At 69.5% G+C, this 22,541-nt stretch carries 16 protein-coding genes and 1 CRISPR repeat array; of the genes, 10 read left to right on the top strand and 6 right to left on the bottom strand.

Annotated elements, in window-relative coordinates; translation table 11 throughout:
- The first annotated feature begins 8 nt into the window (after positions 1–8).
- Genes casA through cas2e form a run of 7 tightly spaced genes read left to right on the top strand, consistent with a single transcriptional unit; the run spans position 9 to position 6,221 of the window.
- Positions 9–1,670, top strand: a complete 1,662-nt coding sequence (casA, locus tag HC028_RS00850) for a type I-E CRISPR-associated protein Cse1/CasA (protein ID WP_168071775.1) — start codon at positions 9–11, stop codon at positions 1,668–1,670.
- Positions 1,667–2,341, top strand: a complete 675-nt coding sequence (gene casB, locus HC028_RS00845; RefSeq protein ID WP_168071774.1) for a type I-E CRISPR-associated protein Cse2/CasB — start codon at positions 1,667–1,669, stop codon at positions 2,339–2,341. Before casA ends, casB begins: the two co-directional genes overlap by 4 nt.
- A complete protein-coding gene (gene cas7e, locus HC028_RS00840) occupies positions 2,338–3,462 on the top strand; it encodes a type I-E CRISPR-associated protein Cas7/Cse4/CasC (protein WP_168071773.1) in 1,125 nt (374 codons plus the stop codon). Before casB ends, cas7e begins: the two co-directional genes overlap by 4 nt.
- Positions 3,463–3,513: 51 nt before the next feature.
- Positions 3,514–4,215 (top strand): type I-E CRISPR-associated protein Cas5/CasD, encoded by a 702-nt coding sequence (gene cas5e, locus HC028_RS00835; protein ID WP_168071772.1) that lies wholly within the window; start codon positions 3,514–3,516, stop codon positions 4,213–4,215.
- A gap of 2 nt (positions 4,216–4,217) precedes the next feature.
- A complete protein-coding gene (cas6e, locus tag HC028_RS00830; RefSeq protein ID WP_168071771.1) occupies positions 4,218–4,883 on the top strand; it encodes a type I-E CRISPR-associated protein Cas6/Cse3/CasE in 666 nt (221 codons plus the stop codon).
- Between the two features lie 16 nt (positions 4,884–4,899).
- Positions 4,900–5,865 (top strand): type I-E CRISPR-associated endonuclease Cas1e, encoded by a 966-nt coding sequence (gene cas1e / locus HC028_RS00825; protein ID WP_168071770.1) that lies wholly within the window; start codon positions 4,900–4,902, stop codon positions 5,863–5,865.
- A complete protein-coding gene (cas2e, locus tag HC028_RS00820; RefSeq protein WP_168071769.1) occupies positions 5,865–6,221 on the top strand; it encodes a type I-E CRISPR-associated endoribonuclease Cas2e in 357 nt (118 codons plus the stop codon). The genes cas1e and cas2e overlap by 1 nt, the downstream gene beginning before the upstream one ends.
- A gap of 63 nt (positions 6,222–6,284) precedes the next feature.
- Positions 6,285–12,844: a CRISPR direct-repeat array (repeat unit 28 nt; unit sequence GTGCTCCCCGCGCACGCGGGGATGATCC).
- A gap of 52 nt (positions 12,845–12,896) precedes the next feature.
- On the opposite strand, the gene HC028_RS00815 is transcribed toward cas2e, so the two are convergent.
- On the bottom strand, positions 12,897–15,929 hold the full coding sequence (locus tag HC028_RS00815; RefSeq protein ID WP_239075379.1) for an EAL domain-containing protein: 3,033 nt from the start codon (positions 15,927–15,929) through the stop codon (positions 12,897–12,899).
- Positions 15,930–16,151: 222 nt separating this feature from the next.
- Here HC028_RS00815 and HC028_RS00810 point away from each other — a divergent pair, with 222 nt between their 5' ends.
- Positions 16,152–17,762, top strand: a complete 1,611-nt coding sequence (locus HC028_RS00810; RefSeq protein ID WP_168071767.1) for a chitinase — start codon at positions 16,152–16,154, stop codon at positions 17,760–17,762.
- Positions 17,763–17,878: 116 nt separating this feature from the next.
- On the opposite strand, the gene HC028_RS00805 is transcribed toward HC028_RS00810, so the two are convergent.
- From HC028_RS00805 to HC028_RS00795, 3 genes are read right to left on the bottom strand one after another with little or no spacing between them, the layout of a single operon-like run.
- Positions 17,879–18,235, bottom strand: a complete 357-nt coding sequence (locus HC028_RS00805) for a hypothetical protein (RefSeq protein ID WP_205860904.1) — start codon at positions 18,233–18,235, stop codon at positions 17,879–17,881.
- 2 nt (positions 18,236–18,237) lie between these two features.
- The gene (locus HC028_RS00800; protein WP_168071766.1) at positions 18,238–18,720 is read right to left on the bottom strand and encodes a DUF2269 family protein; all 483 of its coding nucleotides are present in this window, start codon (positions 18,718–18,720) and stop codon (positions 18,238–18,240) included.
- Positions 18,717–18,872, bottom strand: a complete 156-nt coding sequence (locus HC028_RS00795; protein ID WP_168071765.1) for a hypothetical protein — start codon at positions 18,870–18,872, stop codon at positions 18,717–18,719. Before HC028_RS00795 ends, HC028_RS00800 begins: the two co-directional genes overlap by 4 nt.
- Positions 18,873–19,050: 178 nt before the next feature.
- Here HC028_RS00795 and HC028_RS00790 point away from each other — a divergent pair, with 178 nt between their 5' ends.
- Positions 19,051–20,019 (top strand): GlxA family transcriptional regulator, encoded by a 969-nt coding sequence (locus tag HC028_RS00790; protein WP_168071764.1) that lies wholly within the window; start codon positions 19,051–19,053, stop codon positions 20,017–20,019.
- 135 nt (positions 20,020–20,154) lie between these two features.
- A complete protein-coding gene (locus HC028_RS00785) occupies positions 20,155–20,583 on the top strand; it encodes a DUF6010 family protein (RefSeq protein WP_168071763.1) in 429 nt (142 codons plus the stop codon).
- Between the two features lie 250 nt (positions 20,584–20,833).
- Here the strand turns inward: HC028_RS00785 and HC028_RS00780 are convergent, their stop codons facing one another.
- Complete coding sequence (locus HC028_RS00780) at positions 20,834–21,292, bottom strand: YbhB/YbcL family Raf kinase inhibitor-like protein (RefSeq protein WP_168071762.1); 459 nt, start codon at positions 21,290–21,292, stop codon at positions 20,834–20,836.
- Between the two features lie 106 nt (positions 21,293–21,398).
- Entirely contained in the window at positions 21,399–22,523 is a 1,125-nt protein-coding gene (locus HC028_RS00775; protein ID WP_203981206.1) for an FAD-dependent oxidoreductase, read from the bottom strand.
- Positions 22,524–22,541 lie beyond the last annotated feature (18 nt).

The raw sequence follows: 22,541 nt of genomic DNA, 5'->3' as shown, positions 1-22,541 counted from the left end.
TGGTGCCGATGACCGGCTCACCGCGCCCGCCGGAATTCTCGCTGGTGGATGAGGCGTGGATCCCGGTGCTGGACGCCGCAGGCCAGCGGCGCGAGGTCTCCCTGCTAGGACTGTTCGAACAGGCCGACGACCTGCGCATGATCGCCTGCGAACTGCCCACGCAGACGTTCGCGATCCTGCGGCTGGCGCTGGCGATCCTGCACCGGGCCACCGACGGGCCACCGGGGGAGGCCGCCTGGCAGGCGCTCTGGCGAGCCCGGCAGCTGCCGCTGCCGGAGGTCACCGACTACCTCGCCGCGTTCCGTGACCGGTTCGACCTGCTCCACCCGAGACACCCGTTCTATCAGGTCGCCGATCTGCGCGCCGGCAAGGACAACTCGTTCGGGCTCGAGCGGCTGATCGCCGATGTGCCCAACGGCATGCCTTTCCTGACCACCCGCGCCGGGCGGGGGATGGAGTCGATCTCGCCTGCCGAGGCGGCCCGCTGGCTGGTGCACTGCCAGGCGTACGACCCTTCAGGCATCAAGACCGGGGCGGTCGGCGACCCGCGGGTCAAGGGCGGGCGAGGTTATCCGATCGGTGTCGGCTCACTTGGCGCGTTGGGCGGCGTCCACCTGGAGGGTGCCAGTCTGCTGGAGAGCCTCCTGCTCAACCTGGTGCCGATCGCGCCAGGCTGGCAGCGCGCCGACGAGCGGGACCTGCCGGTATGGGAGCGGGAGCCGCAGACGGCCACCGAGGAGCCCGACGAGACGCGGGGCCCGTACGGCCTGCTCAGTCTCTACACCTGGCAGTCGCGGCGGATCCGCCTGTTCGGTGATACCAGCGGCATCACCGGCGCCATGATCTCCAATGGCGACAAACTCGAGTGGCAGGACCGGCACCTGTTGGAGCCGATGAGTGTCTGGGGGCGCAGCGCGCCGCGCGAACGCGAACAGAAGAGGAGCCCGATCTATCTGCCCCGACCGCACGACCACACCCGGGCACTGTGGCGCGGCCTGCAGACCCTGCTGCCACTGGCACCGCCATCCGGCAGCGAGCCGCCCCAACGGTTGTCGCCGATGGTGCTGCAATGGCTGGCCCGGCTGACCGTCACCGGCGTGGTCGAGCCGGACTTCCAGGTCCGGCCGCGCGCCACCAGCGTTACCTACGGCACTCAGCAGGCGGTCATCGACGAAGTGTTCGGCGACGCGCTGACCATGAACGTCCTGCTGCTGGTCGACCAGTCGCCGCTGCGCACCACGGCCGTCGACGCGGCCGCCGATGCGGAGGGCGCGGTCGGGGTCCTGCGCCGGCTCGCCACGAACCTGGCACGCGCCGCCGGCAGCCGCGACGGCGACAGCGGCGAGGCCGACCGTGCGGCCGAACGCGGCTACGCCCGGCTGGATCGCGCCTTCCGTGACTGGCTGGCCCGCCTCGGTCCGACCAGCGACCCGGCGGCTGAGCGCGCTTGGTGGCAGCGCCTGGTGTGGCGAGCGGTGGTGCGGCTCGGCAATGACTTAGTCGCCGAGGCCGGCCCGGCCGCCTGGGTGGGCCGACTCGGCGTCGACCGCAACGGACGGGAAGTGCACTACTCCAGCTCGCAGGCCGAGGTTTGGTTCCGGGCCGGCCTCGCCAAGGCGCTACCGATGGCCGCCGACCCCGTAGCTAAGACGCAGGAGGTACCAGCATGACCACGGTCGAGATCAGCCAGTCGGAATCCGCGGCACGTACGCCGCGGGGACGGCGTCGTGGCGAGTTGGGCGACCATGTCGCCCGGACCGTCAGCGGCCTGCAGCAGCGACTGCTGCGCGACGTGCCGGACCCGGAAGCGGTCAGCGCGCTTGCCCGACTGCGCCGTGGCATCGGCCGCGACCCCGGCTTCGACTACACGCTGGAACGCTACCTGCAGGTCCCGGAGCACCTTCTGGGCTACCGGCCGGCCGACGACACCCAGGCCACCGACACCGAGTACGCGGTGCACGACGCGGTGACCCTGTACGCGCTGCACCAGCAGTCCCGCCGGGAGCGGATGCACGTGGACGGGCGAGGACTCGGCTGGGCCATGGCTGGTCTGGTACGCGCGTCCAGCGGTCCGGACGGCGTGCGTCGCCGCTTCGCCGCGCTCGGCACGGCCAGCACCTACCACGAGAGCATCTACCACCTGCGCAGCCTGATCACCATGCTGCGCGAGCACCAGATCCCGCTCGACTACGGGCTGCTCGCCGACGATCTGCGGACCTTGCGCTGGCCCGGCGGTCGCGCCCAGATGCAGGCCACCTGGGGACGGGAGTTCTTCCGCAGCCGGCCCAGTACCGACACCGACGCCCTCGTCACCGACACGCAGGAGGAGAACGCATCATGAGCCGCACCATCATCGACGTCTACGCGCTGCAGACCGTGCCGCCGAGCAACCTCAACCGCGACGACACCGGCTCGCCGAAGACCGCGCTCTACGGCGGCGCCCGCCGCGCTCGCGTATCCAGCCAGGCCTGGAAGCGAGCGGTTCGGCTGGCCTTCGCCGACGTGCTCGACAGGTCCCAGCTCGGTGTGCGGACCAAGCGGGTGGGTGAGGCGCTCGCTGCGCGGATCAAGGCGCTCGACCCGAGCCTGTCCGACGAGGCCGCGTCGGCGCTCGCCGCCGAGGCGTTCGCTGCGTCCGGGCTGGCCAAGGCAGACAAGAAGAAAGGTGAGGCGAAGGACGTCGAGTCCGGCTACCTGCTGTTTCTGAGTCACCGGCAGCTGGACAGCATCGCGGCCGCCGCGCTGGACGCCTCGCGTGCGGGTAGCAGCCTGGACAAGGCCCGGTTCAAGGCACTGGCGAACACCGAGCACTCGGTGGACATCGCCATGTTCGGCCGGATGGTGGCCGACATGACCGACATCAACGTCGACGCCGCGTGCCAGGTGTCGCACGCGATCAGCGTGCACGCCGTAGACAACGAGTTCGACTACTTCACCGCCGTGGACGACCGCAAGGCTGACGCCGCGGAGACGGGCGCCGGCATGATCGGCACCGTCGAGTTCAACTCCTCCACCCTGTACCGGTACGCAACGGTCGACGTGGACGCGCTGCATCGTACGCTCGGCGACGCGGCCGCCACCCGCGCCGCCGTCGAGGCGTTCCTCGTCGCGTTCGTGCGCAGTATGCCGACCGGGAAGCAGAACACGTTCGCCCACCGCACCCTGCCCGACGCGGTGATGGTGCGGGTGCGGGACACCCAGCCGATCAACCTGGTCGGCGCGTTCGAGACGCCCATCCGCGAGACGCACGCCGCCGGCCGGGTCGAACTGGCAGCCGCCGCCCTGGCCAAGCACACCGTGGCCGTCGAGAACGCGTACGGCGAGCGGCCGGTCGGTGCCTGGGTCACCCAGGTCGGCGAGCAGACCGTGGCCCTGGCCGACCTCGGCAAGCTGGTCACCTTCGACGAGCTGGTCAACGGCGTGGGCGAGCAGGTCGCTGTGGCGCTCGGGCAGCCGGCATGAGCGGGTATGTGGGCAGCCGAACGCCGGAAGCGAGCGGAGCGGGATGCTGACATGAGCGTGTTGTTGTTGAAGCTGGCCGGCCCTCTGCAGTCGTGGGGATCGTCCAGCCGCTTCGCCCGTCGAGGAACCGAGGTCGCGCCAACCAAGAGCGGCGTAATCGGCCTGCTCGCCGCGGCCAAGGGCATCCGTCGTAGCGAACCGCTCACCGAACTCCTCGGCCTCGAGTTCGGAGTACGGATCGACCAGCCCGGGCAGATCCTGCGCGACTTCCAGACGGCGCGCTCCCTCGACGGGCGGGAAAGCGCCCCGCTGACCTACCGCTTCTACCTGTCCGACGCAGCCTTCCTCGCCGCCGTCAGCGGCGAGCGGGAACTCCTCCTGGGCTTGGCAGAGGCACTGAACAGGCCGCAATTCCCGCTTTATCTCGGGCGGCGCTCGTGCCCGCCCGTCGGCCCGATCAGCCTCGGAGTACACGACGATAGCCTCGACGACGCGCTGAGCTCATGGCCGTGGCTCGCCGCCGAGTGGTACCGCCGCCGAGCGGCCCGTACGGTCCGGCTGGAGATCATCCGGGACGCCCGGCCGGGCGAGCCGGTCACCGAGACCATGCCTGATGAACCGGTCAGCTTCGACCCCACGCACCGGCAGCACACCTGGCGGTCGGTGCTGCGCCGGCACGTGGACGTCACCAACGACCTCGCCGAACGGGCCGGCATCGCCGAGCACGACCCGTTGAGCCTGCTGGGAGGCTGAGCATGTTCCTCACCCGGTTCCAGATCAATCCGGCGCGCCGGGGTGCGCGGAAGCTACTCTCCTCGCCGCAGGCCATGCACGCCGCGGTCCGCGCCGCCTTCGCCGCGCCTGAGGACCATGAGCGGGCCGGAACCCGTACGCTGTGGCGGCTCGACACCGCGGCGACCGCGACCGTCCACCTGTACATCGTCAGCCCCGGCCGGCCCGACCTCACCCACCTGGTCGAGCAGGCCGGCTGGCCCACCACCCAGACCTGGGTGACCCGTGACTACGACACGCTGCTCAGCTCACTGCGCCCCGGTCAACAGTGGGCGTTTCGGCTCACCGCCAACCCGATCCACAGCGGACGCAAGACCGCCGAGGCCAAGGACACCCAGCGCTTCGCTTACCTGCGCGAAGAGGAGCAGGTGAAGTGGCTTGCCGACCGCGCACCCCGGCACGGCTTTGCCCTGGCGACGCAGCAGGACGGCGAGCCCAACCTGCGCCTGCACCGCCGCCAGACGCAGACCTTCAAGCGGGGCATGGCTGCAGTTACCATCGCCACCGTCACGTACGACGGCATCCTTCAGGTCACCGACTCGGATACCTTCCGCCGAGCGCTGACCAGCGGGATCGGGCACGCCAAGGCCTACGGCTGCGGCCTACTCATGCTCGCCCCCGTTGGCTGAACCCAGGGGACGACTGATGAAGATCCCTGGAGTACCGCCAGCGGAGCTCGCCGATCTCGCCCGCGCCGAGGACCGCATCAGCTTTCTCTACCTCGAACGCAGTGTCATCCATCGGGACAGCAACGCCATCACCGCCACCGACGATCAGGGCGTGCTGCACATCCCGGCCGCTTCGGTCGGTGTGCTACTGCTTGGGCCCGGCACCAGCATCACCCACCAAGCCATCGCCCTGCTCGCCGACCACGGTGCCACCGCCGTCTGGGTAGGGGAGCGGGGCGTGCGCTACTACGCCCACGGCCGGTCGCTTGCCGCCTCCAGCCGGTTGCTCATAGCGCAGGCCGCCAAGGTCAGCCACCGCGACCGCCGGTTCGCCGTCGCCCGCGCCATGTACGCGATCCGCTTCCCCGGCGAGGACACCGCCAACCTCACCATGCAGCAGCTGCGCGGCAAGGAAGGTGCCCGCGTCCGCCGGACGTACCGGGAACACGCCGCACGGACCGGTGTCGCCTGGAGCCACCGCGACTATGACCGGATGGACTTCACCGGTGGCGACGCCATCAACCAAGCGCTCTCGGCCGCGCATGCCTGCCTGTACGGCATCGTGCACGCCGTTATCGTCGCGCTTGGGGCGGCTCCCGGCCTTGGTTTCGTTCACACCGGACACGAGCGCGCCTTCGTGTACGACATCGCTGATCTGTACAAGGCGGAGATCACCATCCCCGTTGCCTTCGACGTGGCGGCCAGCGGCTCCACCGACATCGGCGCCGACACCCGCCGCACAGTACGTGACCGCGTGCACGACGGGGCGATCCTGGCGCGTTGCGTACGCGATATCCGTACACTGCTGCTCCAGCCACAGCCCAGTGGCATGATCGATGACAGTGACTTCGAGGATCGCGATTCGCTTGGCCTCTGGGACGATAACGGCTTCGAGGTCGCTGCCGGTCGCAACTACGCCGACATCGGCGACGTCGACTTCTGATGACCGTCATCATCCTCACCGCGTGCCCGCCCGGCCTACGTGGGCACCTCACCCAATGGTTGCTGGAGATCTCCGCGGGCGTGTACGTCGGGCACGTCAGCGTGCGTGTGCGCAGCCGATTGTGGGCTCGGGTGGTTGAAATGGCCGGTCCCGGTCGTGCCTTGATGCTCTTTGAGGTACGCGGCGAGCAGCGACTTTCTTTCATGGCCCATGACCATCACTGGATTCCAGTTGACGTGGATGGTGTGACCTTGATGCGCCGCCCCAGCGAGCCGTCGGCCAATCCGGCGATGCCAGCGGGCTGGAGTAAGGCGGCTAGACGTCGCCGGTTCGGGCACCGCGGACGGTCGGCGTAGCCTGCGTTGCGTGAAGTGAACGAAATCCGAGATCTGGATCTTCAGAACCGCAGGTGAACAAGTGTGCTCCCCGCGCACGCGGGGATGATCCCTCAGCTCGACCGACTGCGCGATGATCGATCACGTGCTCCCCGCGCACGCGGGGATGATCCCATGCTTCGACGTACGCGTGCCGTTGCCACGCGGTGCTCCCCGCGCACGCGGGGATGATCCCGCCCTGCTCGACGGGCAGGCCATCGAGTGGCTGTGCTCCCCGCGCACGCGGGGATGATCCCAACGCCAGCCCGCCGGCGGATCCAAACTGGTCGTGCTCCCCGCGCACGCGGGGATGATCCATCGGGCTGCGTCACGGGACCTCCGGCGTATCGGTGCTCCCCGCGCACGCGGGGATGATCCCAGGCCGCCGAGCAGTTGGCCACCCAGATCATGGTGCTCCCCGCGCACGCGGGGATGATCCCTCGGGCTTGAGGGCGTCCTGGAAGACCCGCTCGTGCTCCCCGCGCACGCGGGGATGATCCCCACTGCCGCCGTGGCGGGCAGCTTGCGGTTCTGTGCTCCCCGCGCACGCGGGGATGATCCGCTGGCCGCCGGTATCACCTCGACGGCCACCACGTGCTCCCCGCGCACGCGGGGATGATCCGTGCATGAGGTCGCCCACCGCGCGGAGCAGCTCGGTGCTCCCCGCGCACGCGGGGATGATCCCGCCGGGGCCTCGCTGGCGTTTACGGGTCGCTCGTGCTCCCCGCGCACGCGGGGATGATCCGAACTACTGCAAGCTGGCCGGCGCGAACGACGCGTGCTCCCCGCGCACGCGGGGATGATCCCATGTCCAGCAGCTCGATCGTCTGGTGGGGTTGGTGCTCCCCGCGCACGCGGGGATGATCCCGGTGCCGGGCTGGTGCGGTCGTCGATGCCGGGGTGCTCCCCGCGCACGCGGGGATGATCCTCACACCCAGCCGTCCGGCGGCACGATGGTGTGTGCTCCCCGCGCACGCGGGGATGATCCCTGCGCCATCCAGCTCACCAAGGCGCAGATGGGGTGCTCCCCGCGCACGCGGGGATGATCCCCAAGGAGTCAGATCGTGACCTACCCGCAGCAGGTGCTCCCCGCGCACGCGGGGATGATCCCGAGTCCGTGCGCGCCCTGGCCGGTGCCGCATGGTGCTCCCCGCGCACGCGGGGATGATCCGGTTGTGGCCCTGACCTGCGACGTTCAGAAGTTGTGCTCCCCGCGCACGCGGGGATGATCCCGAGACGCTCATCTTCTTGCCCTTCTTGGTGATGTGCTCCCCGCGCACGCGGGGATGATCCGCTGGCGCAGCTCGCCTACGCGTACGGGTGGGAGTGCTCCCCGCGCACGCGGGGATGATCCCCGGGCGCTGACGTGGTGCAGCGGTGGGAGGACGTGCTCCCCGCGCACGCGGGGATGATCCCCCCACACCGCGACTGCGTACTCGTCGGCCTGCGTGCTCCCCGCGCACGCGGGGATGATCCGGGGATGCAGTCGCGTCCCAAGCCAGCGGTACCGTGCTCCCCGCGCACGCGGGGATGATCCCTCGTCGCTGCGATCTTGTGGCCCCTGGCGTACGTGCTCCCCGCGCACGCGGGGATGATCCGAAGGCTCACGTACGCCACCGGTGCGGGCTTCCGTGCTCCCCGCGCACGCGGGGATGATCCCGGGCAGCGAACCTGCATCGAGGGATGCGTCGGGTGCTCCCCGCGCACGCGGGGATGATCCCACGGACCGGTGGATCAGGATCGCCGCGGATCCGTGCTCCCCGCGCACGCGGGGATGATCCGTTGTGGGTGTCCATCGGGGGGACATCGGAGGCGTGCTCCCCGCGCACGCGGGGATGATCCGGGCCGGCTGACTGCCCGTCTGCGCCGGGGCAGGTGCTCCCCGCGCACGCGGGGATGATCCGGAACTGCGCGATCGGCACGCCGAGGACCCCGGGTGCTCCCCGCGCACGCGGGGATGATCCCTGCAGTACCTGGTCGGTACCGTCCGGAGTGAAGTGCTCCCCGCGCACGCGGGGATGATCCCGAGTACTCGACGTCGCGGACCATCTGCTTGAGGTGCTCCCCGCGCACGCGGGGATGATCCCCTGAACCCGGTAGTGAGCGGCACGGCCACGGTGTGCTCCCCGCGCACGCGGGGATGATCCCGGCCTGCCGCAGCCGGTCACCCGTGACCAGGAGTGCTCCCCGCGCACGCGGGGATGATCCTACGACCTTGCGCGCGATGGTCCGACGCGTCCAGTGCTCCCCGCGCACGCGGGGATGATCCGGTGCGCGGGCTCGCTCTCGGCGTCGGCAACATGTGCTCCCCGCGCACGCGGGGATGATCCCGATTTCGCCGCCACGCTCCCGGCCACCTCGCCGTGCTCCCCGCGCAGGCGGGGATGATCCCGACACGGTGATCGAGTACCGCTTCCCGGCGCAGTGCTCCCCGCGCACGCGGGGATGATCCGTGGTGGACCGCCTACCAGGCCGGATACTCGCCGTGCTCCCCGCGCACGCGGGGATGATCCCGACCCCGGCGCTGTGTCTGACGGCTCGATCTGGTGCTCCCCGCGCACGCGGGGATGATCCGACGAACGCCGCGCTCTCGTCGGCGAGGCCGCAGTGCTCCCCGCGCACGCGGGGATGATCCTCTTTGACGGACTTTCCGAGCAGCGCGAGGCTCGTGCTCCCCGCGCACGCGGGGATGATCCCACGGTACGGGGAGACCGGCCTGGCGCCGTACCGTGCTCCCCGCGCACGCGGGGATGATCCGTATGCTCCAATGCCGGGAACATCCGCAGGGTGCGTGCTCCCCGCGCACGCGGGGATGATCCGTCCCTGCAATGGTCGGTGGTCGGCAACAGCAGGTGCTCCCCGCGCACGCGGGGATGATCCCGGAAATCGGCCGCGGCCGCCAGAACGGCGGCGAGTGCTCCCCGCGCACGCGGGGATGATCCCGCGATCGCCTACGCCCGCCAGCAGCTGGGCTCGTGCTCCCCGCGCACGCGGGGATGATCCCGCGTTGGCGTCACAACCGGACTGCGAGCCGATGTGCTCCCCGCGCACGCGGGGATGATCCGGAGATCACTGTGGCTGAGATCGTGCTCGCCGAGTGCTCCCCGCGCACGCGGGGATGATCCCGACGGGTACCGCGTGGTACGTACCCGGCCGGTGTGCTCCCCGCGCACGCGGGGATGATCCCGTCGGCCTCGAAGGCGACTACCTCGAAAACCCGTGCTCCCCGCGCACGCGGGGATGATCCCGGCCGGACGCGCGGCCGGGCTGGAGCCGCTACGTGCTCCCCGCGCACGCGGGGATGATCCCCCGGGCGCCGCGAGGGAAGCCGCCATGATGCTGTGCTCCCCGCGCACGCGGGGATGATCCCAGGTAGTAGGCCTTGCGGATGGCGTGGGGTCCGTGCTCCCCGCGCACGCGGGGATGATCCCAGGTAGTAGGCCTTGCGGATGGCGTGGGGTCCGTGCTCCCCGCGCACGCGGGGATGATCCCATCGAAGACGCCTTCGCCGAGGCGCAGCTCCCGTGCTCCCCGCGCACGCGGGGATGATCCACACTGGCACGCCGCCGGTGCTGGCATGCCCGGGTGCTCCCCGCGCACGCGGGGATGATCCGTCCGGCAATGACGTCTCACGACGGCCCTTCGCGTGCTCCCCGCGCACGCGGGGATGATCCGGCACGGCGCCGACGGAGGAAAACCAGTACGGCGTGCTCCCCGCACACGCGGGGATGATCCCGGGGGCAGCCAACAGGACTAAGGCGCGGCAGCGTGCTCCCCGCGCACCCGGGGATGATCCCGACTCGACCAGTACGCCGCCGATACGGAACGAGTGCTCCCCGCGCACGCGGGGATAATCCCGCCTCGAACAACGCGATCCGCGCGCCGAGACCGTGCTCCCCGCGCACGCGGGGATGATCCCAGCCGGTTGGTCACCGCCGGCGACAGCATCGGGGTGCTCCCCGCGCACGCGGGGATGATCCCAGCCGGTTGGTCACCGCCGGCGACAGCATCGGGGTGCTCCCCGCGCACGCGGGGATGATCCCCACCCCGGTGTCGTGCCGTTCTCCGACGACCCGTGCTCCCCGCGCACGCGGGGATGATCCCCACCCCGGTGTCGTGCCGTTCTCCGACGACCCGTGCTCCCCGCGCACGCGGGGATGATCCCGTCGCGCCCGGGCCGGCAAACACCACGGCATCATGCTCCCCGCGCACGCGGGGATGATCCTGCCGGGGCGGCATCCCGCCGGTGTCGTCGGCGGTGCTCCCCGCGCACGCGGGGATGATCCCGTCACCCCGATCGGTTCGCGTCGCGCCCAGACGTGCTCCCCGCGCACGCGGGGATGATCCGTGCAGGGTCGCGCCCTTCGGATGCTGGAACCGGTGCTCCCCGCGCACGCGGGGATGATCCCGTGGTGCGCACCGAGACGCTCGACGCCTACCGGTGCTCCCCGCGCACGCGGGGATGATCCTTGACCGTGGCGTCGGCGGTCGGACTGCGGGTGGTGCTCCCCGCGCACGCGGGGATGATCCCGCGTTCACCCAGCCGTACTGGCTCGACTTCGCGTGCTCCCCGCGCACGCGGGGATGATCCCGAACTGGTGGCCGTGGTGACCGAGGCGCGCAAGTGCTCCCCGCGCACGCGGGGATGATCCGTACTCCGCCGGGCCCGCACCGGGTGGCCGATGGTGCTCCCCGCGCACGCGGGGATGATCCCTTGGACGAGGTGGCGGACCCGTTCGACATCGTGGTGCTCCCCGCGCACGCGGGGATGATCCTTCGGCGCGCTCGTACCGCCGGCTCGGGTACGGGTGCTCCCCGCGCATGCGGGGATGATCCGCTCGGCCGCGACGACCTGCGCATCGTCGGGGTGTGCTCCCCGCGCACGCGGGGATGATCCGAAGTCGCTGCTGGCGGCGCAGCCGACCGCGAGGTGCTCCCCGCGCACGCGGGGATGATCCATCAACCACCACCGGATGCTGTCGTGGTCCGGCGTGCTCCCCGCGCACGCGGGGATGATCCATGGTGCCACCAGTACTGCGCCAACCATCACCCGTGCTCCCCGCGCACGCGGGGATGATCCAGGGAAAGCCCCGAGGAGAGCGTCAATTTCTCCGTGCTCCCCGCGCACGCGGGGATGATCCGACGTTGCGGTTGACACTCTCGCGGGTCTTGCCGTGCTCCCCGCGCACGCGGGGATGATCCGGGTCTCGACTCGGTCGACCGGTTGATCGATAAGTGCTCCCCGCGCACGCGGGGATGATCCCTGACGGAGGCTGCCGCCCCGATGGCCCCGAAGGTGCTCCCCGCGCACGCGGGGATGATCCTACGTTCGAGCAGCCCTCCATGTCAGTGCGCTGGTGCTCCCCGCGCACGCGGGGATGATCCGCAGCTGGCCCAGGCCGTGCTCGGCGGCGCCTCGTGCTCCCCGCGCACGCGGGGATGATCCCGTGGCGCGCACCGAGACGCTCGACGCCTACCGGTGCTCCCCGCGCACGCGGGGATGATCCTTGACCGTGGCGTCGGTGGTCGGACTGCGGGTGGTGCTCCCCGCGCACGCGGGGATGATCCCACCTCGGCGATCCTGTCTAGCGTCCAAGCGAAGTGCTCCCCGCGCACGCGGGGATGATCCCAGCGCCGCCATCATCGCGGCCATCTCGCCGGCGTGCTCCCCGCGCACGCGGGGATGATCCCGTGCTCGGCCGGATAAAGATCACGAAGCCGGAGTGCTCCCCGCGCACGCGGGGATGATCCCTCGACGTGATGCTCGACGTCCTCAACGGAGTCGTGCTCCCCGCGCACGCGGGGATGATCCTCGGTCGACGACCACAAGATCCTGGGCGAGTCGGTGCTCCCCGCGCACGCGGGGATGATCCGCCGCCTACGTCCTACGAGGCAAAGGCTGCGACGTGCTCCCCGCGCACGCGGGGATGATCCGCTGGAAGCGCGGGGTTCCGTGCTGTCTGGGCTGTGCTCCCCGCGCACGCGGGGATGATCCGCTGTTCGAGCTGGAGACCGACGCCGGCCTGGTGTGCTCCCCGCGCACGCGGGGATGATCCCTCGCCCGTGACCGGGTGGAAGCGCACGATGTGGTGCTCCCCGCGCACGCGGGGATGATCCGACCGACACGATCTCGGTGGGGTGGATCAGGATGTGCTCCCCGCGCACGCGGGGATGATCCCGACTCCGACGAGCCCCGCTCGGCGTTGTTGACGTGCTCCCCGCGCACGCGGGGATGATCCCAGGTCGTGGCCGAGGACGTTCGTGGTGTCGAGGTGCTCCCCGCGCACGCGGGGATGATCCGGTTAGACACGACCCCCGACAAGTTGCCCGGCGGTGCTCCCCGCGCACGCGGGGATGATCCCTCATCCACAGTGGAACGCCGACGGATCCGTTAGTGCTCCCCGCGCACGCGGGGATGATCCGATCGAACGAACTAGGCTGCCCGACCGGACGACGTGCTCCCCGCGCACGCGGGGATGATCCGGTTCGCCACGTCATCGGCGGTGGCCGGATCGAGTGCTCCCCGCGCACGCGGGGATGATCCTGGCGGGCGCACGGCGTGCACAGCAGGGACTCGGTGCTCCCCGCGTACGCGGGGATGATCCCCGGACCGTGTTCGGCCACGGCGTCCACTGGCAGCCTCGTCGTGCCCGGTGCTCAGCGGTTGGCCGCGTCGGCGAGGGCTCGCTCCACCGGGACCGGCCGCCCCAGGTAGAACCCCTGTCCGAGGGGCACGCCGCACTCGACGAGCGCGTCGCGCTGCTGCGCCGACTCGATCCCCTCGGCGATGACGGTGCAGCCGTGCTCACGTGCGAACTCGACCAGCGAGCGGATCGAGGCGCGGCGTGCATTCTCTGCCTCGACACCGGCCAGCGCCGCTCGGCCCAGCTTGAGGAAGCCCGGCTTCAGTGACTCCACCCGAGCCAGGGAGTCGTACCCCGCGCCGGCGTCGTCGACCGCGATCCGCACCCCGGAGGGCAGGCGGTCGAGATCCGCCCGGTCGGCTTCGGTGATCTCCAGCACCAGCGGCCGGGAGCTCTCCGCCAGCAGCGGTTCCAGCTCGCGCGGCCGCCGCAGCAGGTCGCTGGAGACGTTGACCGCCAGCCACGTGCCGTCCGGCAGGGCATTCGCGGAGGCCATGGCAGCGCGGATGAGGGCGGCATCGAGGTCGATATGCAGGCCCTGTGCCTGCGCGGCCTCCAGTCCACGCTGTGGGCTGCTGCCGTCGGCGAACCGGGTGAGGGCCTCGTAGCCCACGACCTCCCCGGACTCCAGCTCGAAGATCGGCTGGAAGACGGTGAAGAAGGTGAACTCCTCGAAGGAGCTCGACCGGGACAGTGGGGTCTGCGATCCGCGCCTGGACCGGTCCGCGGCCGCCGCCTGCGTCGACCGGACCGCGACCAGTCCGGAAGCGCCCCGGTCGGACCGGTAGTGCAGCACCGATGCCCAGTCGCCGATCGCGCCGGTCGGTGCCACCGCGTGGCCCCCGGAGGCGGCGGCCGAGGCCGGCCGCGTGGCGCTGGCACCGCCGCGGGCGCGCTTCTTCGGGTGCACCGGGCGGTACAGCCAGTTCCGCAGGTGGGTGAAAAGGTCGACCACGGTGTTGCCCACCCCGACGAAGGCCACCATCGCGTACGTCGCCAGCACCAGGTTCATCCCAGCAAAGACCAGGTTGGCCCACTGGTGCAGCTGTACGTCGCGGACCGCCGTCCAGACGCAGAGCGCGATCAGGGCGAGCGGCGCGACCAGGTACGTGGTGGCCGCGGTGGTCCGGTCGCGCACCTTCGGCGTCCGCTTGAACGCGCTCTTCTCTCCGGTCAGTAGCTGCAGGATCGAGGCGAAGCTGCCGGAGAGGTTGACCGGCAGCAGGATCAGGTTGAAGCCATAGATCCGCAGCACGTCCACGCGCTTGTAGCCGAGGTACTTCAGGTCCGCGCTCATCATGAGGAAGTACGGCACGGACACCAGCAGCAGGATCGGGTTGAGCAGGTCGGCGTTGAACGGGTACGCGAGCATGACTACCAGGCACACGGAGCTCCAGAAGATGGAGGCCATGTAGTTGACCCGCAGGAACAGCTCACCGAACCGGTTCTTCTGCCCCCGGGCCGCACGGGCCCGGAACTGATCCTTCAACCGGGACAGGATCAGCAGGCCGCCGTTCGCCCACCGTTGGCGCTGGATGCATAGCGAGCCGAAGTCCGGCGGGGTGGCGCTGTACGCCAGGCGCTCCGGGTAGTTGTAGAGCGTCCAGCCGTTGACCCCGAGGTCGATCGTCGACTCGGTGTCCTCGATGACGGTCCGGTCCTGGATGTAGCGGCGGATCTCCCAGTCGCCCTCATACGCGACCTCGCAGATCTCGTCCAGCGCCTTCTTGCGCAGCACGGCGTTGGCACCGACCCAGAACGTCGCGTCGTAGTGCGTCATCCCCTGGTGGACGATGTGCTGGATGTCGGTCGTGGCGCCGGAGATGCGCTCGATCCGGGTCGCCGAGCCGGGGAACGCGCTGTACGGCGTCTGCGCCACCGCGTCCCCCGCGTGGGCGCCCTGCTCGAGCAGGTGCACCAGCCGCAGGCAGTACTCCGGCAGCAGCACGCTGTCGGCATCCAGGGTCAGCACGTAGTCCGGGTCGGGGATGGTCAGCTCGCCCCGCCCCGGCCCGGCCGGCACGAGCGCGACCCCCAGCGGGGTGCTGACCTCCTGGTAGCTGCCGCCCATCAGGCCGATGTAGCTGTTGAGGTTCATCGCCTTGTTCGGTTCGCTCGACAACGAGACGTACCGCTTGCGCTCGAAGCTCGTCACGGAGACGTCGCAGATGGCGAGCAGCCGGCGGTACAGCTGAACGAGACGCTGCACCGGCAGGGCGGCCTCCTCGCTGGCGCCGCTCTCCAGCGCCTCGGCGATCGTGGCGAGATCCTCGGCGAGCGGGTGCAGGATGTGCTCGACGAAGAAGACGTCGGTGTGGTCCACCATCTCCTGCCGGCGGCCCAGGCCGTAGAGCCAGCCGGCGGCGAACCGGTACTCGGCGGCGAGGTCCCGCATGTCGTCCGCGGCGGTGACGCCCTCGTCGCGCCCGCCGAGGGACTGCTCGAATTTCTCGTACGACGCCTGCACCCGCGCGTAGGGGCCGGCGAACTCGGCCTCGATCGCGGCCGGCAGCGCCCGGGCGGAGATCAGCAGGTCGCGGGCGGCCCGGGTCCTCGGCTGCTGCGGGTCGTCGATGAGCAGCACGACCCGCAGGCCGGGGTACTCCTGCAGCGCCGCCGTGAGCAGGGTGGTGCGGATGACGCGCTCGTCCTCCTGGTACGACGGCACGAGGACCGTCACCGACGGGGTCGGCCCCGCCAGGAAGTTGTCCAGCACGATCCGCGGCGCTCGGTGATGCGCCCGGCTGCGGTAGAAGAAGCCGATCCGGGTGATCAGGTAGGCCGTCGCGGAGGCCGCCAGTCCGGTGACCACGATCATGTAGACGATCGCCTCGACGACCAGCCGGGCGCTGTTGGCGCGTCCGGCGATGAACTGCTCGATCACCGTGTAGACGATGTAGCAGGCCCAGACGGTGATGGTCATCACGATCGCGAGCCGACCCCGGGCGATGCGGCCCTCGGATACGGGCGGGGGCACGAGAGGGTGGGGTTCCGACCGCCGGTCGGCACCCCACTGGCGCTGGGCGTCCGGCCTACGCTGGTCCACCGAGTTGCGCTGCATCGTTGCCCTTCACTGTTGTCCGACACCGGCCGCACCTGCGCGACCGCCGAGCCCGGCGCGGCTCGCCGCGTCCGTTCGACTCCCTATCGGCGGCTTCGCGACGTACCTTGAAGGTTTTTCTGTCGCAGGCCTTCAGTTGTCGTGGAACCTGCCGATTCGAGAACAGAGGGTCGAGCCCAGCCAACGACCCACGAACGAGAGGCCACCATGCTGACCGACCGCGCCATCCCGCAGTCCGTGCGGCAGGAGCACGACCCCCTCGCCGACCCGGACTGGCAGGAGCCAGAGGCCCCGGTCGAGCGGCTGTCGTGGCTCAGGCTCGGCATTCTGGTTCTGGTGCTGGCCGGGCTCGGCGCCGGCAGCGCCGCCACGGTGCTGCACCTGCGGGACACGGCCGGCCCAACCGCGAAGTCGTGGGCCGTGCCGTACGTGGATGTCACACTGACCCCGACGTTCCAGTTCCAGGACCCGAAGGCGAACCCGGCGAACGACGTGGCCCTCGCCTTCGTGGTCGCCGACCCCAAGGACGGGTGCTCGCCCAGTTGGGGCGGCGCGTACAGCCCTGATGAGGCGGCTGCCTCCCTGGAGCTGGACCGCCGCATCAGCCAGCTGCGTTCCGCCGGTGGGAACATCATGCTCAGCGTGGGCGGGCAAACTAACACCGAGCTCGCCGTAGCCTGTACCGACCAGGCGCGGCTGACCGACGCCTACCGGCAGCTGGTGCGGCGCTACGACGTGAAGACCCTGGATCTGGACATCGAGGGGACGGCCGTTGCGGACCAGGCGTCGTTGCGGCGGCGCGCGCTCGCCCTGGCGGCGCTGCAGGCCGAGCGGGAGTCGGCGGGCCAGCCGCTGGCTGTGTGGCTGACCCTGCCGGTGACGCCGAACGGCCTGACCGCTGACGGTCTCGGCGCGGTGCGGACGACGCTGGAGGGCGGTGTTTCGCTGCGCGGTGTCAACGTGATGACGATGGACTTCGGGTCGCAGCAGAGCTCCCACCCCAACATGCTCGAGTTGAGCACTCAGGCGCTGGAGTCGACCCACCGGCAGCTGTCCGCCCTTTACCTGCGGCTCGGGGTGCAGCTCACGCCGCCGCAGGTCTGGTCCAGGCTCGGAGCCACGCCGATGATCGGCCAGAACGACGTGGATGCCGAGCGGTTCACCCTCGACGACGCGCGCGGGCTCGCCTCGTTTGCCGTCGAGAAGGGGCTCGGCAGGGTGTCGATGTGGTCTCTGAACCGAGACGCCCGGTGCCGTGGAACCTTCACCAACGTCGTCGTTCACTCCAACACGTGCAGCGGGGTGACCCAGGAGGCGCTGGCCTTCTCGTCGGTCTTCGCGGGGCTGCCCGGAAGCGCGGTGGGTATGTCCGGCAGGGAGTCCGTCACGGTCCCGAACCAGGAGTCGATCGTCGACGATCCCACGACAAGCCCGTACCCGGTGTGGCGTATCACCGCCCAGTACGTGAACGGGTACAAGGTCGTCTGGCACGGTGTCGTCTACGAGGCGAAGTGGGCGAACAAGGGCGTGGATCCCTCGGCTGCGGGTGACGCCTCCAACCCCACACCGTGGTCGGTGATTGGCCCGGTGGGTCCGACCGAGACCGCTCCCCGGCCAAGTCCGACGGTAACCGGGGTGACCGTGGCATGGAACCCGGCGACCCTCTACGCCCGTGGGGAGCGCGTGCTGTTCGAGGGGCTGCCGTACCAGGCTCGGTGGTCGACGAAGGGCGACGCTCCCTCGACTCAGTACCCGATCAGCCCGGACGAGCCGTGGCAACCGCTCTTCACGGTACCGGGGGAGCCGGTGACCAACTGAGGCTAGCTGCGTGTGTCCTGTTTCGGCTGTACCCACGTCGCGGTCGCGGCGCCGGTTCAGGGGATCAGTGGTGAAGCCCGCACCGCGGCCATGTCCGGTTATCCTTGCCAGCCGCATCACGATGCGCGGGACGGCTGCGGGCGTTCATGGTCGTGGCCCGGTTGGTCGCCGCCATTGGGGCCTCCGCGCCCCGCTTGCTTCTGAGCCGCACGTGCGGTGTGGGGACTGGCGAGTCGTCGGAGCGCAAGCAGGCCGCCGATGCCTGGAAGCACGGCGGTCGCTCGCGTCCCTGTGGTGGTTTCGGGTCGGCGGGCGATGAGGATGATGACCAATAGGTAGGCGCAGCCGTGCGTAGGCCCAATGAGAGAGGCCACCGCCCGCCAGTGCACCGTGGCGAGATTGATCAGCAGGACGAGCAGCGACACCAACTCCACGGCCGCCGCGATCCGCAGCGGGCGCAAGGACGAACTCACCGTCAGACTCCCGTCGTCGAGCCGGGTCGGACAATCATCAGCACGGTGACCGAGGCCCACAACACGTTGAACACTCCGGTGTACATGGCCAGCCGCGCCGGCAGTCTCCGATCGCTCTGCGCGTTCGCGGCGGTCGCGGGTGATGAAGCGAGCCTGGCGAGGATGCGGCTCTGACGCGGCAGAATCACCAGCGCCAGCACCGCTGCCGCAGCGGCGGTCAGCCCGATCGACGTGATCAGCCAGGCATTTCCCAGCACCTGGAGGCTGCTGGCGGTGGCGAACCCGAATACCGGAACCACGATCCCGATCGCGGCATAGACCCGGCAGATGCGATGCAGCGTGCCTAGGGTGGCGAGTTCGCGGTCCGCGTGGAGCGCCGAGAGGGCACGGCGGGTCGCGGCGGGGAACATGCTGGCCGCGACCGTCACCGGTCCGATTGCGATGATCGCGGCCAGCACATGAACGCAGAGCAGGACCTTGGTCACGCGCCCGCTCCGGACGAATCCGCCGCCATGCGGTGTTCGGTGACCCTGGAGACGGGCAGGCGGGCAGCCGCGGCGCGGCCGGTCATCTCCCCACCGTTGGTGGTGAGGTCCAGTGGGTCGAATCCATCGAACAACACGATCTGCGCCAGCATTGTCGTACAGTCCTCCACACGTTTGGTCGCGTCGACGCTAACCGTGGTCCCCGGACACCGGAACAGGCTGGATTGCCAACATCCAACGGATTCTCGCCACCAGACGTGAGCTGGACACAACGGTGTCGTGTCTGGTCCACGGTTTGGCTGGAAACAGTCGTACACCTATGGTGTTGCCATGCATACGGTGACTGTCCTGGCTCTGGACAACGTCATCCCGTTCGACCTGTCCACGCCGATCGAGGTGTTCACCCGCACCCGGCTGCCCGACGGCCGCCCGGCGTACCGCGTCCGGATCTGCGCCGCCACCCCGACCGTCGACGCCGGCACGTTCACCCTGCAAGCGCCGTGGGGCTTGGACGCCCTGGCCGAGGCGGACACCATCATCCTGCCTGGCTGCGCCGACCCCGCCGTCCCCGTCCCGAACGACGTGCTCGACGCCCTGCGCCAGGCCGCAGCGGGCGGCACCCGCATCGCCTCGATCTGCTCAGGCGCGTTCATCCTCGCCGCCACCGGGCTACTCGACGGGCACCGCGCCACCACCCACTGGCTCGCCGCCGACACGCTCGCCAAACTCCACCCGAGCATCGAGGTGGACCCGGACGTGCTCTACGTGGACAACGGCCAGTTCCTCACCTCGGCCGGCGCCGCGGCAGGGCTGGACCTGTGCCTACACCTGATCCGCCGCGACCACGGCTCCGCGGTCGCCGCCGACGCCGCCCGCCTGTCGGTGATGCCCCTGGAACGTGAGGGTGGACAAGCCCAGTTCATCATCCACGACCAACCACCCACACCACGCGGCTCCGTCCTGGAACCCGTACTCCGCTGGATGCAGGACAACGCCGACACCGACCTCACCCTGAAGGACATCGCCGAACACGCGGGCATGAGCACCCGAACCCTCAACCGACGCTTCCGCGAACAAACCGGCACCACGCCACTGGAATGGCTGCATCGCACCCGCATCCGCCAGGCACAGCACCTGCTGGAAGGCACCGACTACCCCGTCGACAGGATCGCCAGCCAGGTCGGATTCGGCTCACCGACCGCCTTCCGAGACCGCTTCAAACGCGTCGTCGGCACCAGCCCCAACGCCTACCGCGCCGCCTTCCGCGGACCCGCGGGACGCTGCCCCTACAAGCCGTAGTCACCGCGCCCCAAACCATCAGCCCACTGCCCCAGAGGGCCTGGACCGTCTGTCCACGATGGTTGGCGAGATTCCGTTGGTACCTGGCACTACAGCCGCTGTTGCGGCCGCGACCAGCCGATTAACGTCCCGATCATGGTCGTCATCGCGCCGATACTGATTGGTGTCCTGTACGCGTTCCTCATGTCCCTGCTCCGAGAGCCAACGAGGCGGCGGTTCAACGCCATCATGGTCGCCGGGGCCGGCGCCGCCTATCTCAGCAGCGGCAGTTTCGGACCCTGGGAGTTCGTCTTCACCATCGCGGTCACCTACTGCGCCTACCGCGGCCTCGACTCCTACACCTGGATCGGCATCGCCTGGCTACTCCACACGGCCTGGGACGCCCTGCACTACCTACGAGGTGCTCCGATCATCCCGTTCGCGTCGCACTCGTCGCTCGGCTGCGCGATCTGCGACCCAGTGATCGCGATCTGGTGCCTGCGGGGCGGGCCGTCGCTGCCTGGTCTGATCAGGTCCTGGTTCTCGCGGCGGCCTGCATCCGGGTCCGGCGCCACAGGTTCGTAGACACACCAGTCCACAATCCGTACCGCGTCGGATGTGTTGCGCAGCGCACCGTTGGACAGCCGACTGTGCACCTGTGGGGTCTGCCCTCGACCTAGCCTGGCCGGGCTGCGAACGGCAGGGTCGACCTGCTCTGGCGGTGTCCATACGTTAGGCCATCATCGAGGGCCGGTACCGGAGCCTTGATCGACGCGCTCACGGTCATCGGCATGCCGATGACCGTGAGCCGCATGCCAGTCGTTGCGCCGTCGTATCAGTTCTCGTACGTCGCCACGATCCGGTTCTGTTCGATGATGTTCTTTCCGTAGCGCTCAAGGAACTCTTCCCTTGACGGGGTGCCGTCGACCGTCGTGTTGAGCGCGTACACCCAGAAGTAGTAGTGGTGCGGGCCGTGACCGGCTGGCGGCAGCGGACCCACGTACCCAGGATCACCGGTGCCGTTGGGTCCTGCCCGGAATACCTTGTCGGCGTCCCTGTCCAACTCCGTGGTCTCCGGCGGGATTCCGTACAGCGTCCAGTGGGTGAAGCCGAAGGGCAGCGGAGCGTCAGGGTCGTGGCAGACCACAGCGAGCTCTACAGTGCCCTCGGGCACCCCGTGGATCGTGAGGCGCGGAGCGACGTTGTCTTTGTCCCAAGCATGCACATCGTCGAGCCTGGAGCCCGCGGCGAAGTCCGGGCTGGAGACACGGAGGTCCTTGATGTTCAGCGCCACGTTTGAACCTTTCGTTTGAGGACATCGCGGATCTCGCCAGGGACCGCTCTGTCGTAATTCATGACTGGCAGGACTGCGGTTGTATCGAGGAGCTCGGGTGCGTCGACTAGAAGGTTCCGGTCGGCCGGTGCCTGGCCGCTTCTAGTACGGTTGGCGTGAACTGGTTCCCCTTAGACATTCCGCGCGTCTCCGCGTAGAAGGCGGATTTCTCTTGGCACCGGTCGGTAATGGGGCGCTCTTTCTTCTCCCATTCCTGCAGCGCGTTTTCAACGTCGTTGGTGCCTTCGACAGCCGCTGCCAGTGCGAGTGCGTTGACCATGGCGCAGCCCGCGCCCTGTCCGAGTGCCGGGCACATGGCGTGCGCGGCATCTCCAACTAGCGCCACCTTTCCGCTGGTCCAGGTTTCGAGGACGGTCGTCTCGTACCTGTCGTAGCGCCCGGGCATTCCGGCGGCAGACTCCAGTACCGGAGCCAGTTGCGGAAACGCCTCGCGCCAGAGGGGCAGATCAATGGGAACACGGGAGCCCTCGGGATCCTCCCACGGTGCCATGAGAGCAATGTAGAGGTTTTCGTCATTGCAGGGGACGTAGAGAATTCGCAGGACGCGCGGCTCGAAGTTCCAGAAGTCGATGACGTTGTCCCATTCGCCGGGGCCCAGCTCTTCCTTGTGCCTCGGGACCAGGAGCCGCGTGATGCCGTCCCGGGACTTGCGTCGGGTCTGGGTGAAGCCGATGGAGTCACGTACCTTGGACGCGACGCCGTCCGCACCTACTACCAAATCCGCTTTCAGGGTCTGTCCGGATGCGAGGACGAGCGAACCATCAGGGTCCGCTCCCGCCACCTCCGAGCCGACAGCAATGTCTGCCCCTTCGCGGACGGCAGCATTCAGGATCGACCGGTAAAGGTGTTGGCGGGTCATTGCTCGGAGCCGGACGTCTCCGAAGGACTCCTTCGACACGGTCGAATTGTGAATGCGGGTCTCATAGAACGGAGGAGCGGACGAGCTGGCCAACACATCGTCGTGCGCGCCAATGGCCTCGAGAACGCGCAACCCGTTTTCCCAGATGAGGATCCCGGCGCCGAATTCACGTAGTTCTTGACTCTTTTCGTGCACGCGAACGGTCCAACCGCGCTGAAGAAGCGCCACTGCGGCCGTCAGTCCCGCGAAGCCAGCGCCAGCGATTTCCGCGTGCGGCGCCTTGGGCCTTCCAGTATGTGTTTGTTCGCGCACTGGGGAACCTTCCTTTCG

It is taken from the genome of Planosporangium flavigriseum, assembly GCF_011947225.1.
Taxonomy (GTDB): Bacteria; Actinomycetota; Actinomycetes; order Mycobacteriales; family Micromonosporaceae; genus Planosporangium; species Planosporangium flavigriseum.
The sequence above is the reverse complement of the archived record's forward strand: the minus strand, read 5'-3'. Positions and strand labels throughout refer to the sequence as shown.